At 71.1% G+C, this 19,713-nt stretch carries 18 protein-coding genes; 12 read left to right on the forward strand and 6 right to left on the reverse strand.

Annotated elements, in window-relative coordinates:
* Window positions 1–14 precede the first annotated feature (14 nt).
* Window positions 15–1,196 carry an acyl-CoA dehydrogenase family protein gene (locus ACFW22_RS01795; protein WP_386397331.1) on the reverse strand — a complete coding sequence of 394 codons (1,182 nt, stop codon included), beginning with the start codon at window positions 1,194–1,196 and terminating at the stop codon, window positions 15–17.
* A gap of 211 nt (window positions 1,197–1,407) precedes the next feature.
* Between ACFW22_RS01795 and ACFW22_RS01800 the strand changes: the two genes are divergently transcribed.
* From ACFW22_RS01800 to ACFW22_RS01815, 4 genes are all read left to right on the forward strand, one after another.
* Entirely contained in the window at window positions 1,408–2,616 is a 1,209-nt protein-coding gene (locus ACFW22_RS01800; RefSeq protein ID WP_386397334.1) for a CaiB/BaiF CoA transferase family protein, read from the forward strand.
* 66 nt (window positions 2,617–2,682) lie between these two features.
* A complete protein-coding gene (locus ACFW22_RS01805; protein ID WP_386397337.1) occupies window positions 2,683–3,363 on the forward strand; it encodes a GntR family transcriptional regulator in 681 nt (226 codons plus the stop codon).
* A gap of 158 nt (window positions 3,364–3,521) precedes the next feature.
* Entirely contained in the window at window positions 3,522–4,115 is a 594-nt protein-coding gene (locus ACFW22_RS01810) for a TetR/AcrR family transcriptional regulator (protein ID WP_386397341.1), read from the forward strand.
* A 123-nt stretch (window positions 4,116–4,238) separates the two neighbouring features.
* Entirely contained in the window at window positions 4,239–6,311 is a 2,073-nt protein-coding gene (locus tag ACFW22_RS01815) for a discoidin domain-containing protein (protein ID WP_386397344.1), read from the forward strand.
* 61 nt (window positions 6,312–6,372) lie between these two features.
* Here the strand turns inward: ACFW22_RS01815 and ACFW22_RS01820 are convergent, their stop codons facing one another.
* Both ACFW22_RS01820 and ACFW22_RS01825 read right to left on the reverse strand, forming a co-directional pair.
* On the reverse strand, window positions 6,373–8,262 hold the full coding sequence (locus tag ACFW22_RS01820) for a glycoside hydrolase family 5 protein (RefSeq protein WP_386397347.1): 1,890 nt from the start codon (window positions 8,260–8,262) through the stop codon (window positions 6,373–6,375).
* A 38-nt stretch (window positions 8,263–8,300) separates the two neighbouring features.
* A complete protein-coding gene (locus tag ACFW22_RS01825) occupies window positions 8,301–9,572 on the reverse strand; it encodes a YncE family protein (protein ID WP_386397350.1) in 1,272 nt (423 codons plus the stop codon).
* A gap of 194 nt (window positions 9,573–9,766) precedes the next feature.
* Between ACFW22_RS01825 and ACFW22_RS01830 the strand changes: the two genes are divergently transcribed.
* The gene (locus ACFW22_RS01830; protein ID WP_386397352.1) at window positions 9,767–10,375 is read left to right on the forward strand and encodes a CBS domain-containing protein; all 609 of its coding nucleotides are present in this window, start codon (window positions 9,767–9,769) and stop codon (window positions 10,373–10,375) included.
* Between the two features lie 209 nt (window positions 10,376–10,584).
* Here the strand turns inward: ACFW22_RS01830 and ACFW22_RS01835 are convergent, their stop codons facing one another.
* Together ACFW22_RS01835 and ACFW22_RS01840 are read right to left on the reverse strand one after the other, a co-directional pair.
* Complete coding sequence (locus ACFW22_RS01835; RefSeq protein WP_384877577.1) at window positions 10,585–10,884, reverse strand: DUF1876 domain-containing protein; 300 nt, start codon at window positions 10,882–10,884, stop codon at window positions 10,585–10,587.
* A gap of 103 nt (window positions 10,885–10,987) precedes the next feature.
* Window positions 10,988–11,809: a maleylpyruvate isomerase family mycothiol-dependent enzyme gene (locus tag ACFW22_RS01840; RefSeq protein ID WP_386397356.1), complete on the reverse strand. Its 822-nt coding sequence runs from the start codon at window positions 11,807–11,809 to the stop codon at window positions 10,988–10,990.
* Window positions 11,810–12,053: 244 nt separating this feature from the next.
* On the opposite strand from ACFW22_RS01840, the gene ACFW22_RS01845 reads away from it, so the two are divergent.
* Both ACFW22_RS01845 and ACFW22_RS01850 read left to right on the forward strand, forming a co-directional pair.
* Window positions 12,054–12,416, forward strand: coding sequence for a DUF952 domain-containing protein (locus tag ACFW22_RS01845; protein WP_386397359.1), 363 nt, complete (start codon window positions 12,054–12,056; stop codon window positions 12,414–12,416).
* A 420-nt stretch (window positions 12,417–12,836) separates the two neighbouring features.
* Window positions 12,837–14,297, forward strand: coding sequence for a multicopper oxidase family protein (locus ACFW22_RS01850; protein ID WP_386397361.1), 1,461 nt, complete (start codon window positions 12,837–12,839; stop codon window positions 14,295–14,297).
* A 187-nt stretch (window positions 14,298–14,484) separates the two neighbouring features.
* Here the strand turns inward: ACFW22_RS01850 and ACFW22_RS01855 are convergent, their stop codons facing one another.
* Complete coding sequence (locus ACFW22_RS01855; protein ID WP_386397364.1) at window positions 14,485–14,892, reverse strand: hypothetical protein; 408 nt, start codon at window positions 14,890–14,892, stop codon at window positions 14,485–14,487.
* Between the two features lie 32 nt (window positions 14,893–14,924).
* On the opposite strand from ACFW22_RS01855, the gene ACFW22_RS01860 reads away from it, so the two are divergent.
* The 5 genes from ACFW22_RS01860 (at window position 14,925) to ACFW22_RS01880 (ending at window position 19,686) form a co-directional block, all read left to right on the forward strand.
* Complete coding sequence (locus ACFW22_RS01860; protein ID WP_386397366.1) at window positions 14,925–15,176, forward strand: hypothetical protein; 252 nt, start codon at window positions 14,925–14,927, stop codon at window positions 15,174–15,176.
* Between the two features lie 656 nt (window positions 15,177–15,832).
* Window positions 15,833–16,414 (forward strand): carbonic anhydrase, encoded by a 582-nt coding sequence (locus tag ACFW22_RS01865; RefSeq protein ID WP_386397368.1) that lies wholly within the window; start codon window positions 15,833–15,835, stop codon window positions 16,412–16,414.
* A gap of 17 nt (window positions 16,415–16,431) precedes the next feature.
* Window positions 16,432–17,892, forward strand: a complete 1,461-nt coding sequence (locus ACFW22_RS01870; protein WP_386397371.1) for a SulP family inorganic anion transporter — start codon at window positions 16,432–16,434, stop codon at window positions 17,890–17,892.
* A gap of 323 nt (window positions 17,893–18,215) precedes the next feature.
* Window positions 18,216–18,368, forward strand: a complete 153-nt coding sequence (locus ACFW22_RS01875; protein WP_386397374.1) for a hypothetical protein — start codon at window positions 18,216–18,218, stop codon at window positions 18,366–18,368.
* Window positions 18,369–18,459: 91 nt separating this feature from the next.
* The gene (locus ACFW22_RS01880; RefSeq protein ID WP_386397377.1) at window positions 18,460–19,686 is read left to right on the forward strand and encodes a hypothetical protein; all 1,227 of its coding nucleotides are present in this window, start codon (window positions 18,460–18,462) and stop codon (window positions 19,684–19,686) included.
* The last annotated feature ends 27 nt before the right edge of the window (window positions 19,687–19,713 follow it).

The raw sequence follows: 19,713 nt of genomic DNA on the forward strand, positions 1-19,713 counted from the left end.
CCACCTCCCTGTGCTCAGCGGAAGGCCTGCTCGCCGGTGAGCGCCTTGCCGATGACCAGGGAGTGGACCTCGCTGGTCCCCTCGTAGGTGAGCACCGACTCCAGGTTGTTCGCGTGGCGCAGCACCGGGTACTCCAGGGTGATGCCGTTGGCGCCCAGGATCGTGCGGCACTCGCGGGCGATCGCGATGGCCTCGCGCACGTTGTTCAGCTTGCCCACGCTGACCTGGTCGGAGGTGAGCGCGCCGGCGTCCTTGAGCCGGCCGAGGTGCAGGGCGAGGAGCATGCCCTTGCCGAGCTCGACGGCCATGTCGGCGAGCTTCTGCTGCGTGAGTTGGTACGAGGCGAGGGAGCGGGCGAAGACGGTCCGGTCCTTGGCGTAGGAGATCGCCGTCTCCAAGCAGTCGCGGGCGGCGCCGAGCGCACCGAAGACGATGCCGAAGCGGGCTTCGTTGAGGCAGCCGAGCGGACCGGAGAGCCCCCGGGCGTCCGGCAGCACCGCGTCGGCGGGGAGCCGCACGTCCTCGAGGACCAGCTCGCTGGTGACGCTCGCCCGCAGCGAGAGCTTCATCTTGATCTCGGGAGCGCTGAAGCCCGGGGTGCCGGCGGGGACGACGAAACCGCGGACGCCGTCCTCGGTCCGGGCCCAGACGACGGCGACGTCGGCCACCGAGCCGTTGGTGATCCACATCTTGGTGCCGTTGAGCACCCAGTCGGAGCCGTCCCGCTTGGCGTTGGTCCGCATGGCGCCGGGGTCCGATCCGGCGTCCGGCTCGGTGAGGCCGAAGCAGCCGATGGACTCGCCCGCCGCCATCCCCGGCAGCCACTGCTGCTTCTGCTCCTCGGATCCGTACTTCCAGATCGCGTACATGGCGAGGGAGCCCTGTACGGAGACGAGGGAGCGCAGCCCGGAATCAACGGCTTCCAACTCCATGCAGGCGAGGCCGTACGCGACGGAGTTGGTGCCCGCACAGCCGTAGCCCTCCAGGTGCATGCCGAGCACACCGACGCCACCGAGGGTGCGGGCGAGTTCGCGGGCGGGGATCTCGCCCTTCTCGAACCAGTCCGCGACGTACGGCCGGAGCTCGCGGTCGGCGACGGCGCGGACGGTGTTGCGGATCTCCCGCTCCTCCTCGGTCAGCAGTCCGTCGATGGCGAGCAGGTCGAGCGGGTGGACGGGGGTGGACGGCGACTTCACGGACGGCCTCCTGACGACTGTGGCAACTCGGCGAGCCGAAGCGTAGCCGTAGATCGGATATTGGATCCAGTATTGAAAATCCGACACCCGAGCCGTACGGTCCGATTGGATCCCATCTTCGGTCCGTGGGATCCGGCCCTCCCCCACACGGACCCCACGTGGGGCCCACTTCACGATTCAGTTTCCGCCGACCAGGGCGAGGAGCCGCGGAATGCACGCAGACCAACCGGGCACACCGGGGAATCCGCCGAGGGACGGCGCCCTGTCCGGAATCGTCGTTGCCGACTTCGGCCGGGTGCTCGCCGGACCGTACATGACCATGCTCCTCGCCGACCTGGGCGCGGACGTGATCAAGATCGAGCGGCCCGGCTCCGGCGACGACACGCGCGCATGGGGACCGCCCTTCGCCGCCGGCGAAGCCACCTACTTCCTCGGCGTGAACCGCAACAAGCGCTCCGTCGCACTGGACCTCACGGACCCCGAGGACCTGGCCGCAGCACGTGCGATCGTGGACCGGGCGGACGTCCTCGTCGAAAACTTCCGCCCCGGCACCATGGAGAAGCTCGGCCTGGGGTACGAAGAGGTGCGGGCGGCCAATCCCGGGCTCGTCTACTGCTCGGTGACCGGCTTCGGCTCCGCGGAGGGCGCCCGACTGCCGGGCTACGACCTGCTCGTCCAGGCCGTGGGCGGCCTGATGAGCGTCACGGGCGAACCGGGCGGACCGGGCACGAAGACGGGCGTCGCCCTGGTCGACGTGATCACCGGTCTCCACGCGGGCCTCGGCGTCCTCGCCGCCCTGCGGCACCGGGAGCGGACCGGCGAGGGCCAACGCGTCGAGGTCTCCCTGCTGTCCTCCCTCCTCTCGGCGCTCACCAACCAGGCCGCCGCCCACCTCGGCGCCGGGGTGGTACCGCGCGCCATGGGGAACAGGCACCCGAGCATCACCCCCTACGAGGTCTTCGAAGCCCGGGACCGACCACTGGTCCTCGCCGTGGGCAACGACCGGCAGTTCCGGATCCTGTGCGAGCGGCTCGAACTGCCGGAACTGGCCGCGGACCCCCGCTTCGCGACCAACACGGCCCGGGTCGCCCACCGCGAGGAGCTGCTCGAAGCCCTCGCCGGGCCGCTCGGCACCCGCACCGCCGATGCGTGGTTCGAGGAGCTCACCGCGGCCGGCGTGCCCTGTGGCCCCATCAACGACCTGGCAGCCGCCTTCGACCTCGCCGACCGGCTCGGGCTCTCCGCACGCGTGCCGGAGTCCGCGGCCGGCCCCGGCCAGGTCGCCAACCCGATCGGCCTCGACGCGACCCCGCCCTCCTACCGCACCGCTCCCCCGCGCCTGGGCGAGCACACGGACGACCTGCTCGCAGGGTTGGGCAGGGGCGTCCGCGGGGGTTCGGCGGCGGAACGCGACGCATAGGAAGATGGTCGGCACCGGAGGCGAGGCCCTCCGGCGGCACCACGAAGGAACGGAAGGTCACAGGCGATGAGCAGCGCGGTCCGGAAGCGGCGGCCCCAGACCGTCCAGCAGTTCGTCCTGGAGGAACTGCGGCGCGCCATCACCAGCGGGGACCTCAAGCCCGGCGACCCGATCCGTCAGGAAGCCCTGGCGGCCCGGTTCGAGGTGAGCCGGGTGCCGCTCCGCGAGGCCCTGAAGGCCCTGGAGGCCGAGGGACTGGTCGTCCATCACGTCCACCGGGGCTACTTCGTCGCGGAGCTTTCGGTCGAGGACCTGGAGGAGATCTACCGGATCCGGGAGCTCCTGGAGACCGAGGCCGTGCGCACCGCCGTGCGGCGGATGCCGGAGGGCACGGTCGGCGCGCTCGAACGCATCCAACAGCAGGTGGAGCGGGCCGCCGAGGAAGGGGACGTGGCCGCCATGGCCGAGGCGAACAGGCTCTTCCACTTCACTCTGATCGAGGCGTCCGGAATGCCGCGCCTGATCCGCCTCATCACCTCCCTGTGGGACGCCACCGACGCCTACCGCTCGCTCTACTACACCGAGCCACCGCATCGCCAGCAGGCCGTGGAAGAGCACCGCGCCGTGATCTCCGCGCTCGGCCGCGGCGACGAGGACGCCGCGGTGCACCGGCTCGACCAGCACCGGGCCCACGCGGTGGCGGCGCTGCGCAAGGTCCTGGCGCCGGAAGTCGACGAACGGGACTGAGCCCACCCGGGTGCACGGCACGGCACCCGGCGGCCCGGGCACCCGGCGGCACGGCCGCCTTCGCCCCGCCCTCCGAGGCGGCTCCCGGCACGGGGCGAACCGCACCCCGACCCGCGTCGGGGCTGCGGTTACCCTTGCGCCGGACGCGAGGAGGAACCATGGCACGGATGCCGTCGGCGGAACGACGCAGGCAGCTGGTCGAGGCGGCGATCAGGGCGATGACCAGGGACGGGGTCGCCCGGACGACCACTCGGTCGATCTGCGCCGAGGCGGGGGTGTCGCTGAGCGTCTTCCACTACTGCTTCGACTCCAAGCAGGCGCTGCTGGAGGCGGCGATCGAGACGATCACCGGCAACTACGTGGCGCGCGTGATGTCCGCGGTCGAGCCGGGAGCGACCCTGCAGGAGACCGTGCGGGGCGCGCTGCAGACGTACTGGGACCACGTCACGGCCCGTCCCGGCGAGCACATGCTGACGTACGACCTGACCCAGTACGCGCTGCGGGAGCCGGGCTTCGAGCACCTGGCCCGCGCCCAGTACGAGCAGTACGTGGCATCGGCGTCGGCCCTGATCGAGCAGGTCCGCGAGATCCGGGGGCTCGAACCGCGGGTGCCGGTGGAGATGATCGCGCGCTATCTGGCGGCGGCCATCGACGGGCTCACCCTGCAGTTCCTCGTCCTCGGGGACGGACGAGTGGCAACCGACCATCTTGATCTGATGTCACGTCAACTCGTTTCCATGATTGAGGGTTGACGGCTCGCGCGCACCGCAGGAGCAATCAACAGGTCATTTGACCCGGACTCTTGACTCACTCCCCCAACACCGCGATCCTCGGGGCGCCCGGTACACCCCCACCGTCCGGAGGCATTGCTGACCATGACTCGATCCACTTCTCGCGGGACCGGCGGAAGATCCGCCCTCCTTGCACTGCTCATCGCCCTGGCGACCGTGCTGTTCGGCTCCGCCCCGGTCCCCGCCGCGGACACCTCCGGTTCGTGGTGGGAGCCCGCCTCCCGCCCCGCGGCCGATTCCCAGATCAACGTCACCGGTGCGCCCTTCAAGGGCACGGACGCCCAGGGCAAGGTGCGCGGCTTCGTGGACGCGCACAACCACCTGATGTCCAACGAGGGCTTCGGCGGTCGCATGATCTGCGGCAAGCCGTTCTCCACGGAGGGCGTCGCCGATGCCCTCAAGGACTGCCCCGAGCACTACCCGGACGGCTCCGGGGCGCTCTTCGAGCACCTCACGGGCGGCGACAACGGGAAGCACGACCCGGTCGGCTGGCCCACCTTCAAGGACTGGCCGGCCAACAACTCGCTGAGCCACCAGCAGAACTACTACGCCTGGGTCGAGCGCGCCTGGCGCGGCGGCCAGCGCGTCCTCGTCAACGACCTGGTGACGAACGGCCTGATCTGCTCGCTGCTGCCCCGTGACCGCAGCTGCGACGAAATGACCGCGATCCGCCTGGAAGCCCGCAAGACCTACGAGATGCAGGACTACATCGACGGGATGTACGGCGGCCCCGGCAAGGGCTGGTTCAGGATCGTCACCAGCGCCGACCAGGCGCGCTCGGTCATCGAGCAGGGCAAGCTCGCCGTCGTCCTCGGCGTGGAGACCTCGGAACCCTTCGGCTGCAAGCAGATCCTCGACGTCGCCCAGTGCAGCCAGGCGGACATCGACAAGGGGCTCGACGAGTTGTACGCGCTCGGCGTGCGCAGCATGTTCCTCTGCCACAAGTTCGACAACGCGCTGTGCGGCGTCCGCTTCGACAGCGGCACGACGGGCGTCGCGGTCAACATCGGCCAGTTCCTGTCCACGGGCACCTTCTGGACCACGGAGAAGTGCACGGGCCCGCAGCACGACAACCCCATCGGCCTCGCCGCCGCGCCCGCCGCAATGGCCGAGAAGCTGCCGGCGGGGGTGAGCGTGCCCTCCTACTCCTCGGACGCCCGGTGCAACACCCGGGGTCTGACCAGGCTCGGCGAGCACGCCCTGCGGGGCATGATCGACCGCGGCATGATGCTGGAGCTCGACCACATGAGCGTCAAGGCCGCCGGCCGGGCGCTGGACATCCTGGAGGCCGAGGAGTACCCGGGCGTCCTGTCCAGCCACAGCTGGATGGACCTGGACTGGACCGAACGGCTCTACCGCCTCGGTGGTTTCGCCGCCTCCTACATGCACGGTGCCGAGGGATTCGTCGGTGAGGCGGCGCAGAAGGCCGACCTGCGGAAGAAGTACGGGGTCGGCTTCGGCTACGGCACGGACATGAACGGCGTCGGAGGCTGGCCGGGGCCGGTCGGCCCCGACGCCCCGAACGCCGTGACGTACCCCTTCCGGAGCTTCGACGGCGGCTCGGTGCTCGACCGCCAGGTGACGGGCGAGCGCACCTGGGACCTCAACACGGACGGTGCCGCGCACAACGGCCTGGTGCCGGACTGGATCGAACAGATCCGGCTGAGCCCGGGCGGCCCCGGCGTCGTGGACGAACTGTCGCGGGGAGCGGAGTCGTACCTGACCACGTGGAAGCGGACGGAGGACCACGAGCCGGGCGTGAACCTGGCGGCGGGGCAGCCGGTGTCGGCTTCCAGCACCGAGTGGTGGAACCCCTTCGTGAACTTCTCGGCGGGCCTGACGGTCGACGGCAACACGAGCACCCGCTGGGCCAGCGAATGGTCGGACGACCAGTGGCTCCGGGTGGACCTGGGCTCCGTGCGCCGGATCGGGCGGGTCACGCTCGACTGGGAGCGGGCCTACGCGCAGGCGTACCGGATCGAACTGTCGGACGACGGTACGAACTGGCGGAACGTGTGGTCCACGGACTCGGGTGACGGCGGCTACGACACCGCCGAGTTCGCCTCGCAGTCGGCCCGCTACGTGCGGGTCCACGGCGTGAAGCGGGCCACCGGCTGGGGGTACTCCCTCTACGAGGTCTCCGTGACCAGGTCCTGAAACTGACGGAGGGGCCTGCCGGACGTGATCCGGCAGGCCCCTCCTTCGTTGTCCAACGGCGCTACAGGGTGCGGCAGAGCAACGCGTCCGGGGTCTTGCCCTTGGCCCAGGCGCCGGTGAAGGCGATTCCGGCCGCGTACTCCCCGACCGCGCACTGGCCCTTGTAGTTGCCCGGGGCGAACTCCCCGCCGGGCTCGCCGGCCGGACGGTCGTCGCCGCGGTCGAACCAGACGGTGCGGCCGGTCACCGGCAGGGGGCGGGCGGCGGGGGCGCAGAGGACGGCGGAGACGGCCTGCCCGCGCACGCTGTAGCCGGTCATGAACTGGTCGCGCGGGCACTGGAGCTTGGTGTAGCCCCCGGCCCAGTCGCCTTCCCTGACGTGGCGCTCGTCGGTCACCACCGTGAAGCCGCCGGCCCCGTCGACGGGCCGGGCGGCTCCGGCATCCGTGCACAGGCCCCGGCCGTCGCGGTGGGCGAGGCCGATGAGCCGCTCTCCGTCGGGACAGACGCCCTTGCGGGCACCGCGGTCCCAGTCGCCCAGGGAGCGGGTGCGGAGCGACTGCACCGCGTCGGCGTGGTCGAGGTTCAGCATGTCCCAGACGTCCGCCGCCGGCACGGGGCCGGTGAGCCCGGGCGCGGTGACGAGTCGGCGCCAGTCCGGGGCGCGCCAGTCGTCACCGTCGAGGATGCCGGAGCGCCGGCCTGCGGAGTCGTAGTCGAGGAGCTTCCAGCGCCCGTGGCCGGTGTGGCCGACGAGGGGCCAGTAGGCGAAGTCGGTGTCGTTCTCGATCAGGTAGTCGACGAAGCGGCCGAACCAGGCCCGCGCCTGGGGATTCGTCTCGTCCGCCCCGATGCCGAACTCGCTGATCCACACCGGGGCGGTGTAGTGCCGGCCGGTGTCGGCGGCGACGAAGAACGCCTGACGGCGCAGGGTCTCGAAGAGCTCGTCGCGGGAGAACTCCTGATAGCGCCAGTCATGGGTCTCGCCGGTGCCGGTGGCGCCGGTGTGCTGCGGGCCCGTGTAGCCGTAGAAGTGCGCCGAGTAGACGAGCTTGTTCGAGGCGACGAGGGTGTGCGAGAGCGTGCGGGCGGGTTCGAGGGTCGGCCGCCAGTGGAAGAACCCGTCGGCGGGAATGCCCTGCCAGTTGATGCCCTCGACGATGACCAGGAGGTCGGGGTTGGCCTCGGTGAGGAGGCGGTCGCCGAGGCGCTGGGTGGCCGTCCACCAGTCGTGCCCGTCGCCCCAGCCCCAGTTGGCGTCATCGGTGATGGTGCGTCGGACCTCGTTGTAGAGGTCGGCGCCGACGACCCGCTTGTTGTCCTTGTAGCGTGTGGCGAGGAACAGCCAGTCGTCCTCCCACTGGGCGGTGGACTGGCTGGTGTTCCAGCGCTCGTTGCCGTCCAGGGCGCAGCACCAACGGGACGTGTTGGTGTGGTCGTTGAGGATGACGGCGAAGCCCTCGGCGGTGGTCGCCGCGATGACCGCGTCGAAGGCCTGGAGCGGGGTCTTGCCGCGCAACTGCGGGTTGGCCGCGACTGTCGCGTCGGGAACGGGGCGCTGGTCGTGCAGCATCTCGTTGGAGAACGGCAGGCGGATGCTGTTGATGCCGAGGGCGTGGAAGTCGGCGAGGACGTCGGAGAGGGAAGCGCGGTCGAGGCCGAGGGGGAGCTGGTCGGACTTCTCGCCGTCGTGGTGGCGGGCGGGGTCGGTGCGGTCACCCGAGCCGTCCCAGGAGCCCTGCGCGCCCTGCCAGTTGGCCGACTTGAGTTTGAACCGGTCGCCGTTCGCGTCGATGACGTAGCGCCCCTGGGTGCGGAGCGGGGGCTGCCAGGTGTCGGCGAGGGCCGGGGTGACCGGCGCTTCCCCGGAGGCGGGGGCTGCGGGTGCCGCCGTGGTTCCGGCGGCCAGGAGGGCCGCGGCGAGCGCGGCCCCCAGGAGTGTCCTCTTCACGGTGTCCTTCGGATGGGGGTTCGGGTGGGTGGGGTCCGTCAGCCGGCGGAGGGACCGGTCCAGTCGGCGGGCACACGAGCGAGCCGGACCCGCTGGGGGTGGTCACCGACCTCGACGCTCGCCACCCGCCGGCCGGTGGCGAAGTCGATGGCCGTGACCCGGTCGGCACCGCTCTCGGAGATGACGCAGGACCGGCCGTCGCCGCTGACCGTTGCCCAGTACGGCTTGGCGGCCGGGACGAGCGGCCCCTCCTGGAGGCTGGCGCGATCGACCACGGTGGCGTAGTCGTCCATCGTCCCGGCGACGCAGAGCTTGTCTCCGGTCGGACTGACGGAGAGGCCGTGGTGACGGGAGTCGTTGACCCAGGTGGTGCGGTCGGGGTCGGTCGTCGGGCTGCCCGGGAGGTTCTTGAGCCGGGTGATGCGATCGGCGTCCACGTCGTACTCGAGGAATCCGTTGAGGAAGGAGACCTGGAAGTAGACCTTCTTCTCGTCGGGGGTGAAGACGAGCGGCCGGACGGCGTCGGAGAGGTCCCCGCGCCCGAAGGCGTCGAGGCGGGGGCGCATGTCGATGACGCGGACGGTCTCGAAGGTGCGCGCGTCGACGACGGTGATCTTCCGGTCGCCCTTGGTCCAGTCGAGCCAGGGGGCGTCGAGGGCCGTGGTGACCTCTCCGATCGACATGTTCCACAACAGGCCGTCGGAGGTGAAGACGTTCTCGTGGGGCTTGTCGCCGGTCTTGAAGGAGCCGAGCTGGCGCCCCGTGGCGACGTCCAGGACGTGGACGGTGTTCGCGGTGGAGGCGGAGACCGCGACCCGGGTGCCGTCGGGCGAGACCGCCATGTGGTCGGCGCGGTAACCGGACACGGGGAAGCGCCAGTTGATCCGCCCGGTCCGGAGGTCGACGGAGACGACGTCGGCGAAGCTGGGGCGGGAGACGACCATGGCGGAACCGTCGGGAGTCGCGTACATGTCGTCGACGAACTGGTCGTGCCCCTCCCCCGGCCCGCTGCGGATGCCCAGGAAGAAGGCGAGTCTGACCGGGTTCAGACGGATCTCGCGCAGGCGCTCCGCCTTGTCGGGGATCACGTTGACCCGGCCGATGCGGTGGAGGTCGCCCCGGTCGGCGATGACGTCGGCCGTGCCGTCCCAGTTGTTGCCGACGAACATGACCTGCCGGAGGTCTGCCGGGGAGGGGACGGCGTCCGGCACGACGGCCGCACCCGCCCCGGCGGACGCGGCGACGAGGGCCAGTGCTGCCGCGAAGGCCCCGAGACAGCGACGGGTCCCGGACGTGCGAGGAGAGGGCATGGGGTCCTTCTTCCGTGACGCAACAAAGACTTACCGGAGGTAACCACGGGCGTGTCACGCCCACAAGCCCTTGTCGCGCCCCGCTTCCGGCCATGTCCGGTCCGCCCCCGGGGCATGGCCGACGCCCCCTCGCGCCAGGAGGTCTCCCGGTGGGGGACCATGGAACCCGGAACGCAGAAGGGACGGAACGGACGATGAGGCACCGCAGTGTCGCCGATCTGATGACGCCCACCGCAGTCGCGGTACAGCGCGGGACGTCGTTCAAGGAGATCGCGCGGCTCCTCGACGAGTACGGTGTCACCGCCGTCCCGGTGGTCGACGAGGAGGACCGGCCCGTGGGCGTCGTCTCCGAGGCCGATCTCTTGCGGCGGCACACGACGAAGGGGGGGTCGAGCACCGCCGAGGGCATGATGTCGAGCCCGGTCGTGACGGCCCGCCCTTCCTGGACGGCGATCGAGGCGGCCCGCCTGATGGAACGGCACCGGGTGAAGCGGTTGCCGGTCGTGGACGCGCAGGGCCGGCTCATCGGGGTGCTGAGTCGGAGCGACCTGCTCAGGATGTTCCTGCGGAGGGACCGTTCGATCCAGGAAGAGATCCGCGAGGACGTGTTCGTCCGCATCCTGCACCTCTCGCCCTCGGCCGTGCACATCGACGTCGACGAGGGCCGGGTGACGCTGAGCGGCACGCTGGAGCGCCCGGACCTCGGCCCGACCCTGGTCCGCCTGTGCGAGACGGTCGAGGGAGTGGTGGAGGTCGTGGACCGGTTGGCATACGGGCAGGAGGACGACATCCCGGAGCAGTAGGCAGGCGGGGAAGGACGTTTCACCGCGGATGGGCTCACGGCACCGCGCGGACGACGACGGGCCGGTGAAAGCCCGGCCGCGGATATCCCCCAGGCCCCTTCCTCCGGAGCACGCCCGTAGGACCCGTCGGGAGCCGCAGGGAGGGTGCGGCGGAGGGTCACCGCCTCACGGCTCTCCCCGTCGGGCTCCCGACACGGGTGGCGGTGCGGTCAGGAGACCGCCTCCGGCCATCCGTACCCGGGGCCGGTGCGCTGGGGTAGGGTCCCGGCCCCCACGGCCTCCATCTCGCGGTTGGCCTCCCGCATGAGCTTGCCCGCCAAGTCCTTCATCGCCCTGCTCGCGGCGAGTTCGTCGCCGATCACCGGCACGTCCACGTCCGCCGGGTTGCAGCGGGCGGAGCCGTGGCCCGTGAGGGTCGAGGTGCCCGTAGTCAGCCGGGCCTCGGCCTTCGTCCTGCCGTCCTCCTCGACCAGTTCCAGGCCGACCGTCCACTCCTGTGTGCGGGTCATGGTCCGCCTCCTCCCGTCGACGGGCCGCGCGGAACCGGGGCGCGACCCCTTCCACACCTCCAGGATCCACCGTCGGGGGCGGAAGCGCGCGGGGGAACGGGATCTACGGCGCACGGAAGAGACGGGGGAAGCGGGGGGCGAGCCAAGGCCTGCGGCCCCAGCCGAGCGCCCTGCCGCGGAAGATCACCGGCCACGGGTCGACCCGCCCGAGACCGAGCAGGAGGAAGGCCACGGGCTCGATGAGGATCGTGCAGTCGGGACGGTCCGGCAGCTCGTGGTCGACCCGGAGCAGGCCGTCGGTGACGGTGACTCCGAACCCCGGTCCGCCGCGGAGCCGTACCGCGAAGGTCGCGGTCAACCCGGCGATGACGACCGGAACGGCCACGCGGGGCATCACCTCCCGCATGAACGGCAGGGTCAGCACGACCCGGTCGGCATCGAGCATGTGGGGGCGCCCCAGGGCGAGCGCCAGGTCGTAGCCGTGGCCGAGCATGTGGGTCAGCAGGTAGGAACCGAGGACGGCCGGGGTCATGGGACCCAGCGGGGTGTCGAGGAACCCGTCCGGGTCGCGCCCCTCGACCCGGCGGAGGAACTCCGCGGCCTGCGCCGTGATCATCTCGGCGAGGGGGCCGGGAGCGCGCTCTGCGAACCCGGCGAGGGCACGTTCATTGGCCTCGGCCAGGCTGCCGGGGGTGCCGTCGCCGTAGGGGCGCTCGTGGCCTGCGGCCAGATCGGCCATGAGGGCGTTCGCGAGTGCCAGATGGGCGGCGGATTCTCCAACGGTCCAGAGGGACCGGGGCACGGGCAGCCGACCGGCGCCCCCGGGCTCCGGTGCCGTGCGCAGCACCGTTGCGATGTCCTCGGCCGTCCCCCGTATCGCCTCGGCAAGTCCCGCGGGAAGCATCCCGTCCGTCCGCCACGCCATGGCCCGCCCCTCCTGACGCCGACCGCTCCCGGGTGGAGCACCGGCCAGGGCAGGGACCGTACCAGCGAGTAGCTTCCTTGGCGCCGCTCGCGGCGAAAACCGGGGCGGGGGCGAGGACGGTGGTCCACGGGCGGGTGGTCCACGGGTGGGTGGGTACGGGCGGGCGGGTACGGGTGGGCGGGTACGGGCCGGCCGCGGACGGCGGGCGCGTTGCCGCCGCACCGCTCCTGCTATAAACCCCACCATGATCTACCACGTTGTCACGCCCGCCGACTGGTCTGCCCGGCCGGAGGAGCCGTACGCCCCGGTGTCCTTGGCGGAGGAGGGTTTCGTCCACTGCTCGCCCGACGAGCCGACGACGCTCGCCGTCGTCAACGCCTTCTACCGCACCGCCTCCCGACCGCTCCTGGTGCTCGTCCTCGACGAGGACCGGATCGACGCCAGGACGGAGTGGGAGGCGGCCGTGCCGTCCCCTCCGCCGGGCGTACCGGAGGGGACGCTCTTCCCGCACGTGTTCGGTCCGATCGAGCGCGATGCGGTGGACCGGGTCCTGGAGGTCGTCTGGGACGAGGCCGGTCAGGCTGCGGGGACGACGGAAGCCGGCTGACCGGGCACCCGCCCGCCCCTCTGCACGAAGGGGCGGGGCCGTGCGGCCGGTGGCCCCCGAGCACGGGGCACCGCCCGAAGCCGGAGCGGGCAGGACGGCGCGCCTTCGGCTGCGGGCACCCGGGCCGGTCCGCGCAGCGGGCCCCGGTCCGGGACCGGCCGGTTCACCGCTTCGGCGGGACCCCGCCACGGGATTCTCGCGGGCTCGGCCTTCCAGGCGGCAGGGCTTCGGTCGGCCCGCCCGTCGGGCTCCGGGGCGGACGGGCCGACCGGGCCGGAGGCTCCCCCGCCCCCGTGCGCACCACCGCGCGTGTGCCGTCCTCCTCGCTCTCGGCTAGAACCATGAGCACGGGGTGCCCTCCGGTCGGCCGGAGGTCGGTCCCGCGGTGCCACGTGCCGCCCACCCACCGGGAGGAAGTCGATGATCAGCCGTCGCCGTGTGCTCGGCGGAACCCTCGCCGCGGCAGCCGTGCCGTTCCTCGCCCCCGGCGGGGCCCGGGCCCACGCGGCGGAACCGCCCCGCCGCGCCGCCCCCCACCGCACGCGGGCCGCTGCGCCCGGCGCCTTCGCCCTGGCCATGCCGGTCCCGCCCGTGCTTCGCCCCACGTCCTCGACGGGCGGCGTGGACTACTACGAGGTGACCGTCCGCAGGGCGACCGCCGAGATCCTCCCGGGCATCGCCACTCGCGTCCTGACCTACGACGGCCACTTCCCCGGCCCGGTGATCCGGGCCCGCTCCGGACGCCGGCTCCTCGTCCGGCACCACAACGACCTCGACCGGCCCGTCGCCGTCCACCTCCACGGCGCGAGCGCTCCGCCCGAGTGCGACGGCAACCCGATGGACGTCTTCGCCCCCGGCACCTCGCGGACCTACGTCTACCCCAACCGCCAGCCGCACGCCTCGCTCTGGTTCCACGACCACGCCCACCACCTGGAGGCCGAACACGTCTACCGCGGCCTGTCCGGCACCTATCTGCTGACGGACGAGGTCGAGGAGCGCCTCCCCCTGCCCCGGGGCCGGTACGACGTCCCCGTCACGATCCGCGACGCCCGCTTCGACGAGCAGGGACAGCTGGCGTACGCCTTGGGCGACCGGAACCGCACCACCATCCTGGCCAACGGCAAGGTGACCCCCTACTTCGAGGTCGCGGCGCGCAAGTACCGCTTCCGCCTCCTCAACGGCGCCAACCTGCGCACCTTCTCCCTGAGCCTCTCCGACGGCACCCCGCTCCTCCAGGTGGCCTCGGACGGCGGCCTGCTGGAGCGTCCCGTGGCCCTGCCCGTCCTCACCCTCTCACCGGGCGAACGCGCCGACGTGGTCATCGACTTCTCCCGCCACCCGATCGGCACTCGACTGGTCCTCGGGAACACCGGGCCGGGGCTCCCCGAGCAGACCGGTCAGGTGCTCCGCTTCGACGTCACGCACACCGCCGACGACCCCAGCAGCGTTCCCCGGGTGCTGCGCACCCTGCCGCCGGTCACCGCGCTGCCCACCCCGACCGTCACCCGCGACATCGTGCTCGCCATGGACGAGGACGGCCGGCCGGAGCCCCGTGGACTCATCAACGGACGGACCTACGAACCCGGTCGCATCGACACCACCGTGGGGTTCGGGACCTCCGAAATCTGGAACGTCACCAACGCCAACACGCGCGCTCCGCACAACTTCCACCTGCACCTCGTCCAGTTCCGCGTGCTCGAACGCGGCGGACGCCCCCCGGCCCCCGCCGAAGCGGGTCTGAAGGACACGGTGCGGGTCATGCCGGGCGAGACCGTGCGGCTGCACATCACGTTCGACGGCTACCGGGGCGACTACGTGTACCACTGCCACATGCTCGACCACTCGGCCATGGGCATGATGGCCAACTTCCGGGTGCGCTGACCCCGGAGCAGTCGCCATGGGGCGGCGCGGGGCCGGCCGGGAACCCCACCGGGTCGCCCGCGAGCCGCCGTCGCACCTCCGCCCCGGGGCCTGCCGGCTGCCCGCCCACCGTCGCAGCGCCCCTGCCCCCGTCGCCCTCCGCGGGAAGCAGCCCGGGCAGGGCGCCGTGGTCCGCGGGCCGCACGCGTCACGCGGGCCACGCCTCCAGGGCGCTCCAGGTGCCCCCGGCCGCCTCGAAGACCCACTCCGAGTCCTCGAAGACCTCCTGCCGGCTGCGGGGAGGAAGGCCCCCGAAGCGCTCGGCGCACAGGTCGACCTGCATCAGGCCGTCGAACCGGGTGAACTGCGGAGGGTCGTAGAGCACCCCTGCGGGAGCCCCGGAGCCCTCGTCGATCCGGAACCGCTTCACGTCGACCAGGTCCAGGCACACGGGCTCCCACCGCAGGGCCTCGCCCACCACCCGGGCATCGATCACCAGCCGCACGGCCCGCCCCCGCGGTTGCCGCCCGAAGTCCTGGTCGACCGTCACCCGGCGGATGCCCGCATCGTGGAACTCGTAGCGCGCCAGCAGCGCCGCGACCCCCTCCGCGGTCAACTCGAACGGTCCAAGCCTCCGAGACGGCACCGGTGCTCCGAAATCCACTGCACTCCTTCGTCGAGGCACCCATCGTAGGAGGAACGGCCGACCTGCACGGCACGGGACGGCAGGCCGGAGGCGCCCGGAGCACCGGCACGACTCGGCACGAAGCGGCATCGTCCGCGCTCGCGCAGGTCTCCCGGCGGAAGGAGGCCCTTGCCGACGTGATCTTCCTGGCGGCGCGCTCGACGGCGGCCGAGACCGGACCCGACCGTGTCCGCCCCGCCACCACGGTTGACTGAGACGCCGTCAGGGAAGTCATCACCAGGTCAGCGGTTCCCCACCCCGGAGGCCGTCGACTGCTGGACCCGGCCGCCCCTCGCGCCGCCCACCCGGCTCCGCTCGCCGCCCCCGGTTCCGGGCGACCGCCCGGGCGCAATGACGTCCGGCCGACCCTGCACCACGACGTCCACGCGGTCATCAAAGCGGGCACCGGGCAACCGAAAGCGAAAAGACCACTCCCCCACCCACGCCGCACAGGTGGTCGACAAAACGGAGAAACGAGCGAGGCGACCCATGGCCAACGGATGCGGATCCGGCCAAACAGCCCTCGTTTTCAGGGCTCTTTCCTGACCGACCCACGGAGTTAACCCCATAAAAGAATTTGCTTGCCTATGGTGTTCTTGACCAATCATTGACCATCTATTGATTCGAGCCATAGGCGTGAATCTGTCGAAAGGGATGGGTGTGCTGCCAGCCACGACGCCCCGGAGCGCATTGCCGCCCTGCGCCGTCCTGCTGCCCAGCTCCGCGCACGGCCGCGCGTCGCGCAGATCAACAGCCCCTTCCCGGGGTCCGCTCCAGATGCTCCGCTGCTAACCGAACAGAACAACCCCCCACATCTCTGTCACGCACGCCCGACGCGCCGTTGCGGCGCGCCAGGAGGAATCACCACGTCATGCAGCCCCTCATCGACAACGCGCGTACCTTCGGACAGCGCCCCGAAGAGTTCGCCGGCCTCGCAGCGGGCCAGTCCCCCGAGGTCCTGTTCATCACCTGCTCCGACTCCCGGGTCGTTCCGGCCCTGATCACGGGCGCCCGGCCCGGTGAGCTGTTCGAGCTACGCACCGCCGGCAACATCGTTCCCCCCTACAGCTCCGGCGGCCCCACGGGCGAGGCGGCCACGATCGAGTACGCCGTGGAGGTCCTCGGCACCAAGGACATCGTGGTGTGCGGCCACTCCCACTGCGGCGCGGTCGGCGCCGTGGTGCGCGGCGACGACCTGAACTCCGTTCCCGCCGTGCGGGACTGGCTCGCGCACGCCGCGGACGAGCTCCGGCGCTCCGACCTCACCGACCCGACGATCGCCGAGGCCGTGCAGAACCACGTCCTGACGCAGCTCCTGCGGTTGCGCTCCTACCCCTGCGTCGAGCAGCGCCTGCAAGCCGGTGAACTCCGGCTGCACGGCTGGTACTACGAGGTCCATACCGGACTGGTGCGCGAACACCGCGCGGAAACCGACGCGTTCGAGACGCTTTGAGGGAGCAGGTGACCATCGTGCTGTCCAAGTTTCCTCACTTACGCCAGGACTTCCTCGCCTCCATCGTCGTCTTCCTCGTCGCAGTGCCCCTGTGCGTGGGGGTGGCGGTCGCCTCCGGCGTCCCGGCCGAGCTCGGACTCGTCACGGGCATCGTCGGCGGTCTCGTCACCGGCCTCATGCCCGGCAGCAGTCTCCAGGTGTCGGGGCCGGCCGCAGGTCTGACCGTGATCGTCTTCGAGGCGGTCAGCGAGTTCGGAGTGAGCACGCTCGGCGTGATCGTGCTGGTCGCCGGCCTGCTCCAGCTCGCCATGGGGTTCTTCGGGATCGGCCGCTGGTTCAGGGCGATATCCGTCTCCGTCGTGGAGGGCATGCTCTGTGGCATTGGCCTGGTGATCATCGCCGGGCAGATCTACGCCGCGGCGGGACTGAAGGCTCCGAAGACCGGCATCGGAAAGATCACGGGCCTGCCCCGCGCGTTCGCCGACGCGCTCGGGAGCACCGAGGCCCTGGCCTCCCTCGCGATCGGCGCGGGCACGATCGCCGTCATCGTGCTGTGGAAGAAACTGCCGAAGCGGGTGCAGTCCGTACCCGGGGCCCTCGCCGCGGTGGTGCTGGCGACGGCAGCCGCCCTCGGTCTTGGGCTGCCGGTCGCCACCGTCGAGGTGGAAGGCCTGCTCGGTGTCATCCAACTGCCCGGCGCCGAGGCCTTCGGTGAACTGGCCAGCCCCGCCATCTGGGGCACGATCGTCGCGTTCGCGCTGATCGCCTCGGCGGAGAGCCTGTTCAGCGCGGCGGCCGTGGACCGGCTGCACGACGGTCCGCGCACCCAGTACGACAAAGAGATGGTCGCCCAGGGGGCGGGCAACACGCTCTGCGGCTTGCTCGGCGCCCTGCCCATGACCGCGGTCATCGTCCGCAGCTCCGCCAATGTCAACGCCGGTGCGAAGACCAAGGCGTCGCGGGTCCTGCACGGCCTGTGGCTGTTGCTGTTCGCCGCCGCGCTCCCGTTCGCCCTGGCGCTGATCCCCCTGCCAGCGCTCGCCGGCATCCTGGTGCACGCGGGCTGGAAGCTGATCCCGTTCCGCCAGGGCGCCGCATTGTGGCGGGCCCACAAGGGCGAGGCGGTGATCCTGGTGGTCACGGCCGTCGCGATCGTCGTGGTGAACATGTTCGAGGGCGTCCTGATCGGCCTCGCCCTGGCGGTCGTCAAGACCGCCTGGGAGGCCTCGCACGTCAAGCTGGAAGTCATCGACAAGGGCACCGGCCCCATCGAGGCGCACCTGACGGGCAACGCCACGTTCCTCCGCTTGCCGAAGATCCTCGACGCCCTGGAGTCCCTTCCACAGGACCGCCCGGTCGAACTCGACCTGTCAGGACTCCACCACCTCGACCACGCCTGCCGTACGGCGCTGGAGAGCTGGGCCGAGCGACACAGCGCGACCGGCATCGAGCCGGTGAAGCTGACCACCGCAGCCTGAACCGACGGACACCGGGGCTTGCAGGAGAACGGCCTGCGGGCGGGCGACGCGCCGACCCGACATGTCGACGCTCAGGGACCGCAGGCCAATTCCCGGCAAGCCCTCGTGGCGAACTCCGTGCAGCGCCGTGCGGGTACGCCGCTTCGGCATTCACGAAGAAGTCGGAGTCCATGCGCAAGGGGCATGCGATTCAGGTCAATCGACAAGCCAACCCTTGACGGTCGATTGACCATCTCTTTACCTTCAATACCGATGGATGACCACCACACAACCATCTCTTGACGAATGTGCATCCGCCCCCTTCGATTGCAGGAGGTTTCACCATGGACCAGCTCATCAAGCGCATGACGGAGGAGTCCGTGTGGCACAAGTGGGTCGCCGCCAACTCCGCCCAGTCCGCGAAGGACGGCTGCATCAGCGCCACCGCCAAGAGCGGCTGCATCAGCGCCGCCCCCAAGAGCGGCTGCATCTCCTGACCCGATGATGCCCACGCCGTCGACGCGGCCATCGCCGCGTCGACGGCTCTCGCCCACTCCGCCTGCCGTCGACCCGCCCCGGAGAACTCCCGTGAAGCGCCTGCCGAGTGCCGATGTCCTGGACAGGGTGCGCGACATCCCGATCTACCGCGCCTCCGTCGAACGCGGTCATTTCCCGATCCTGGAGAAGTCGGAAATAGCCAGGGGTTTCCCCGACAATTGGATGACTCCCGAGCTGGCCCGCGCGTTGGAGGCGGGAGAAGCCGAATTCGTGCTCTCCACCGGCACCAATCACGCCCGCATGCAGCTCATTCGGCCGCCCTACTTCCTGCTCCACTCGTACTACCGCCTGTGGAGCGAGCATCCCGATCTCGGCGCCTCGTGGCACAACGGCGCCCCGCGGGTCTCACTGACCACCGTCCTCGCCACCGAGCACGTGGCTCGGGTGAACGCCCGCAAGCCCGGCACCACTCCCGGTGAACACTGGCTCGACGACCGCACGCGGTATCTCAACCGTCGCCTCGACCCGGCCGACTGGGACCGCAACGAGGTCGAGCAGATGCTCGCCGAGATCCGTGAGGCGGCCACCGCCCACCCCGACGCCGGCTATCTGCTGGACTGTTCCGGCTACCACCTGGCGCACCTGGTCCGCAAAGTCTCCGCATGGGACCTGTGGGACGACTTCCCCCGCCCGACCGGGATCGTGCACGCCTACGAGTACACGCCGTTGAACGTCCGCGCCCACCTGCGCGCCCACTTCGACTGCCCGGTGGTCGACCTCTTCGGCAGCACCGAACTCGGTTACCTCTTCTACAGCGACGCAGGAGGCCGCTACCAGCCCTATCTGCAGGACATGAGCATAGAGCTGATTCCGGTGGAACCGGGCAGTGACATCCACGGCCTCATCGTCACCAGCGTCCGCAACCCCTACATGCCGCTGGTCCGCTACCGGTCCGGTGACTGCGTCCGCACGCACGACGGCAGCGCCGATCCGGAGGGGATCGTCTCCTTCTGCGGGCGCGAGAAGGAACTGCTGAGCACCCCCGAGGGCCCCGTCTCCCAGGCCGACCTGGACACCCGCATCGCCGGGGTCTGCACCCGCGTCTTCCTGCACCAGCTGCACCTGCTCGACGAAGACCGGTGCCGCCTCACGTACACGACCTTCGACGACGCACCGCTCACGGCCGACGAGACGACCGAACTGGCCTCCTCCGTCAGTGCCTTGACCGGGCGGGCCTGCCGGCTGGAGCACCGCACCGCCATCCCCATCGGGCGCTCCGGCAAGTACGCCTGGCTGACCCTGCCCACCACGTCCTGACCACGCCGCTGCCCGTCGCGCCCCGTC

The sequence above is a fragment of the Streptomyces sp. NPDC058872 genome (genome assembly GCF_042743065.1).
In the GTDB taxonomy this organism is placed as follows: domain Bacteria; phylum Actinomycetota; class Actinomycetes; order Streptomycetales; family Streptomycetaceae; genus Streptomyces.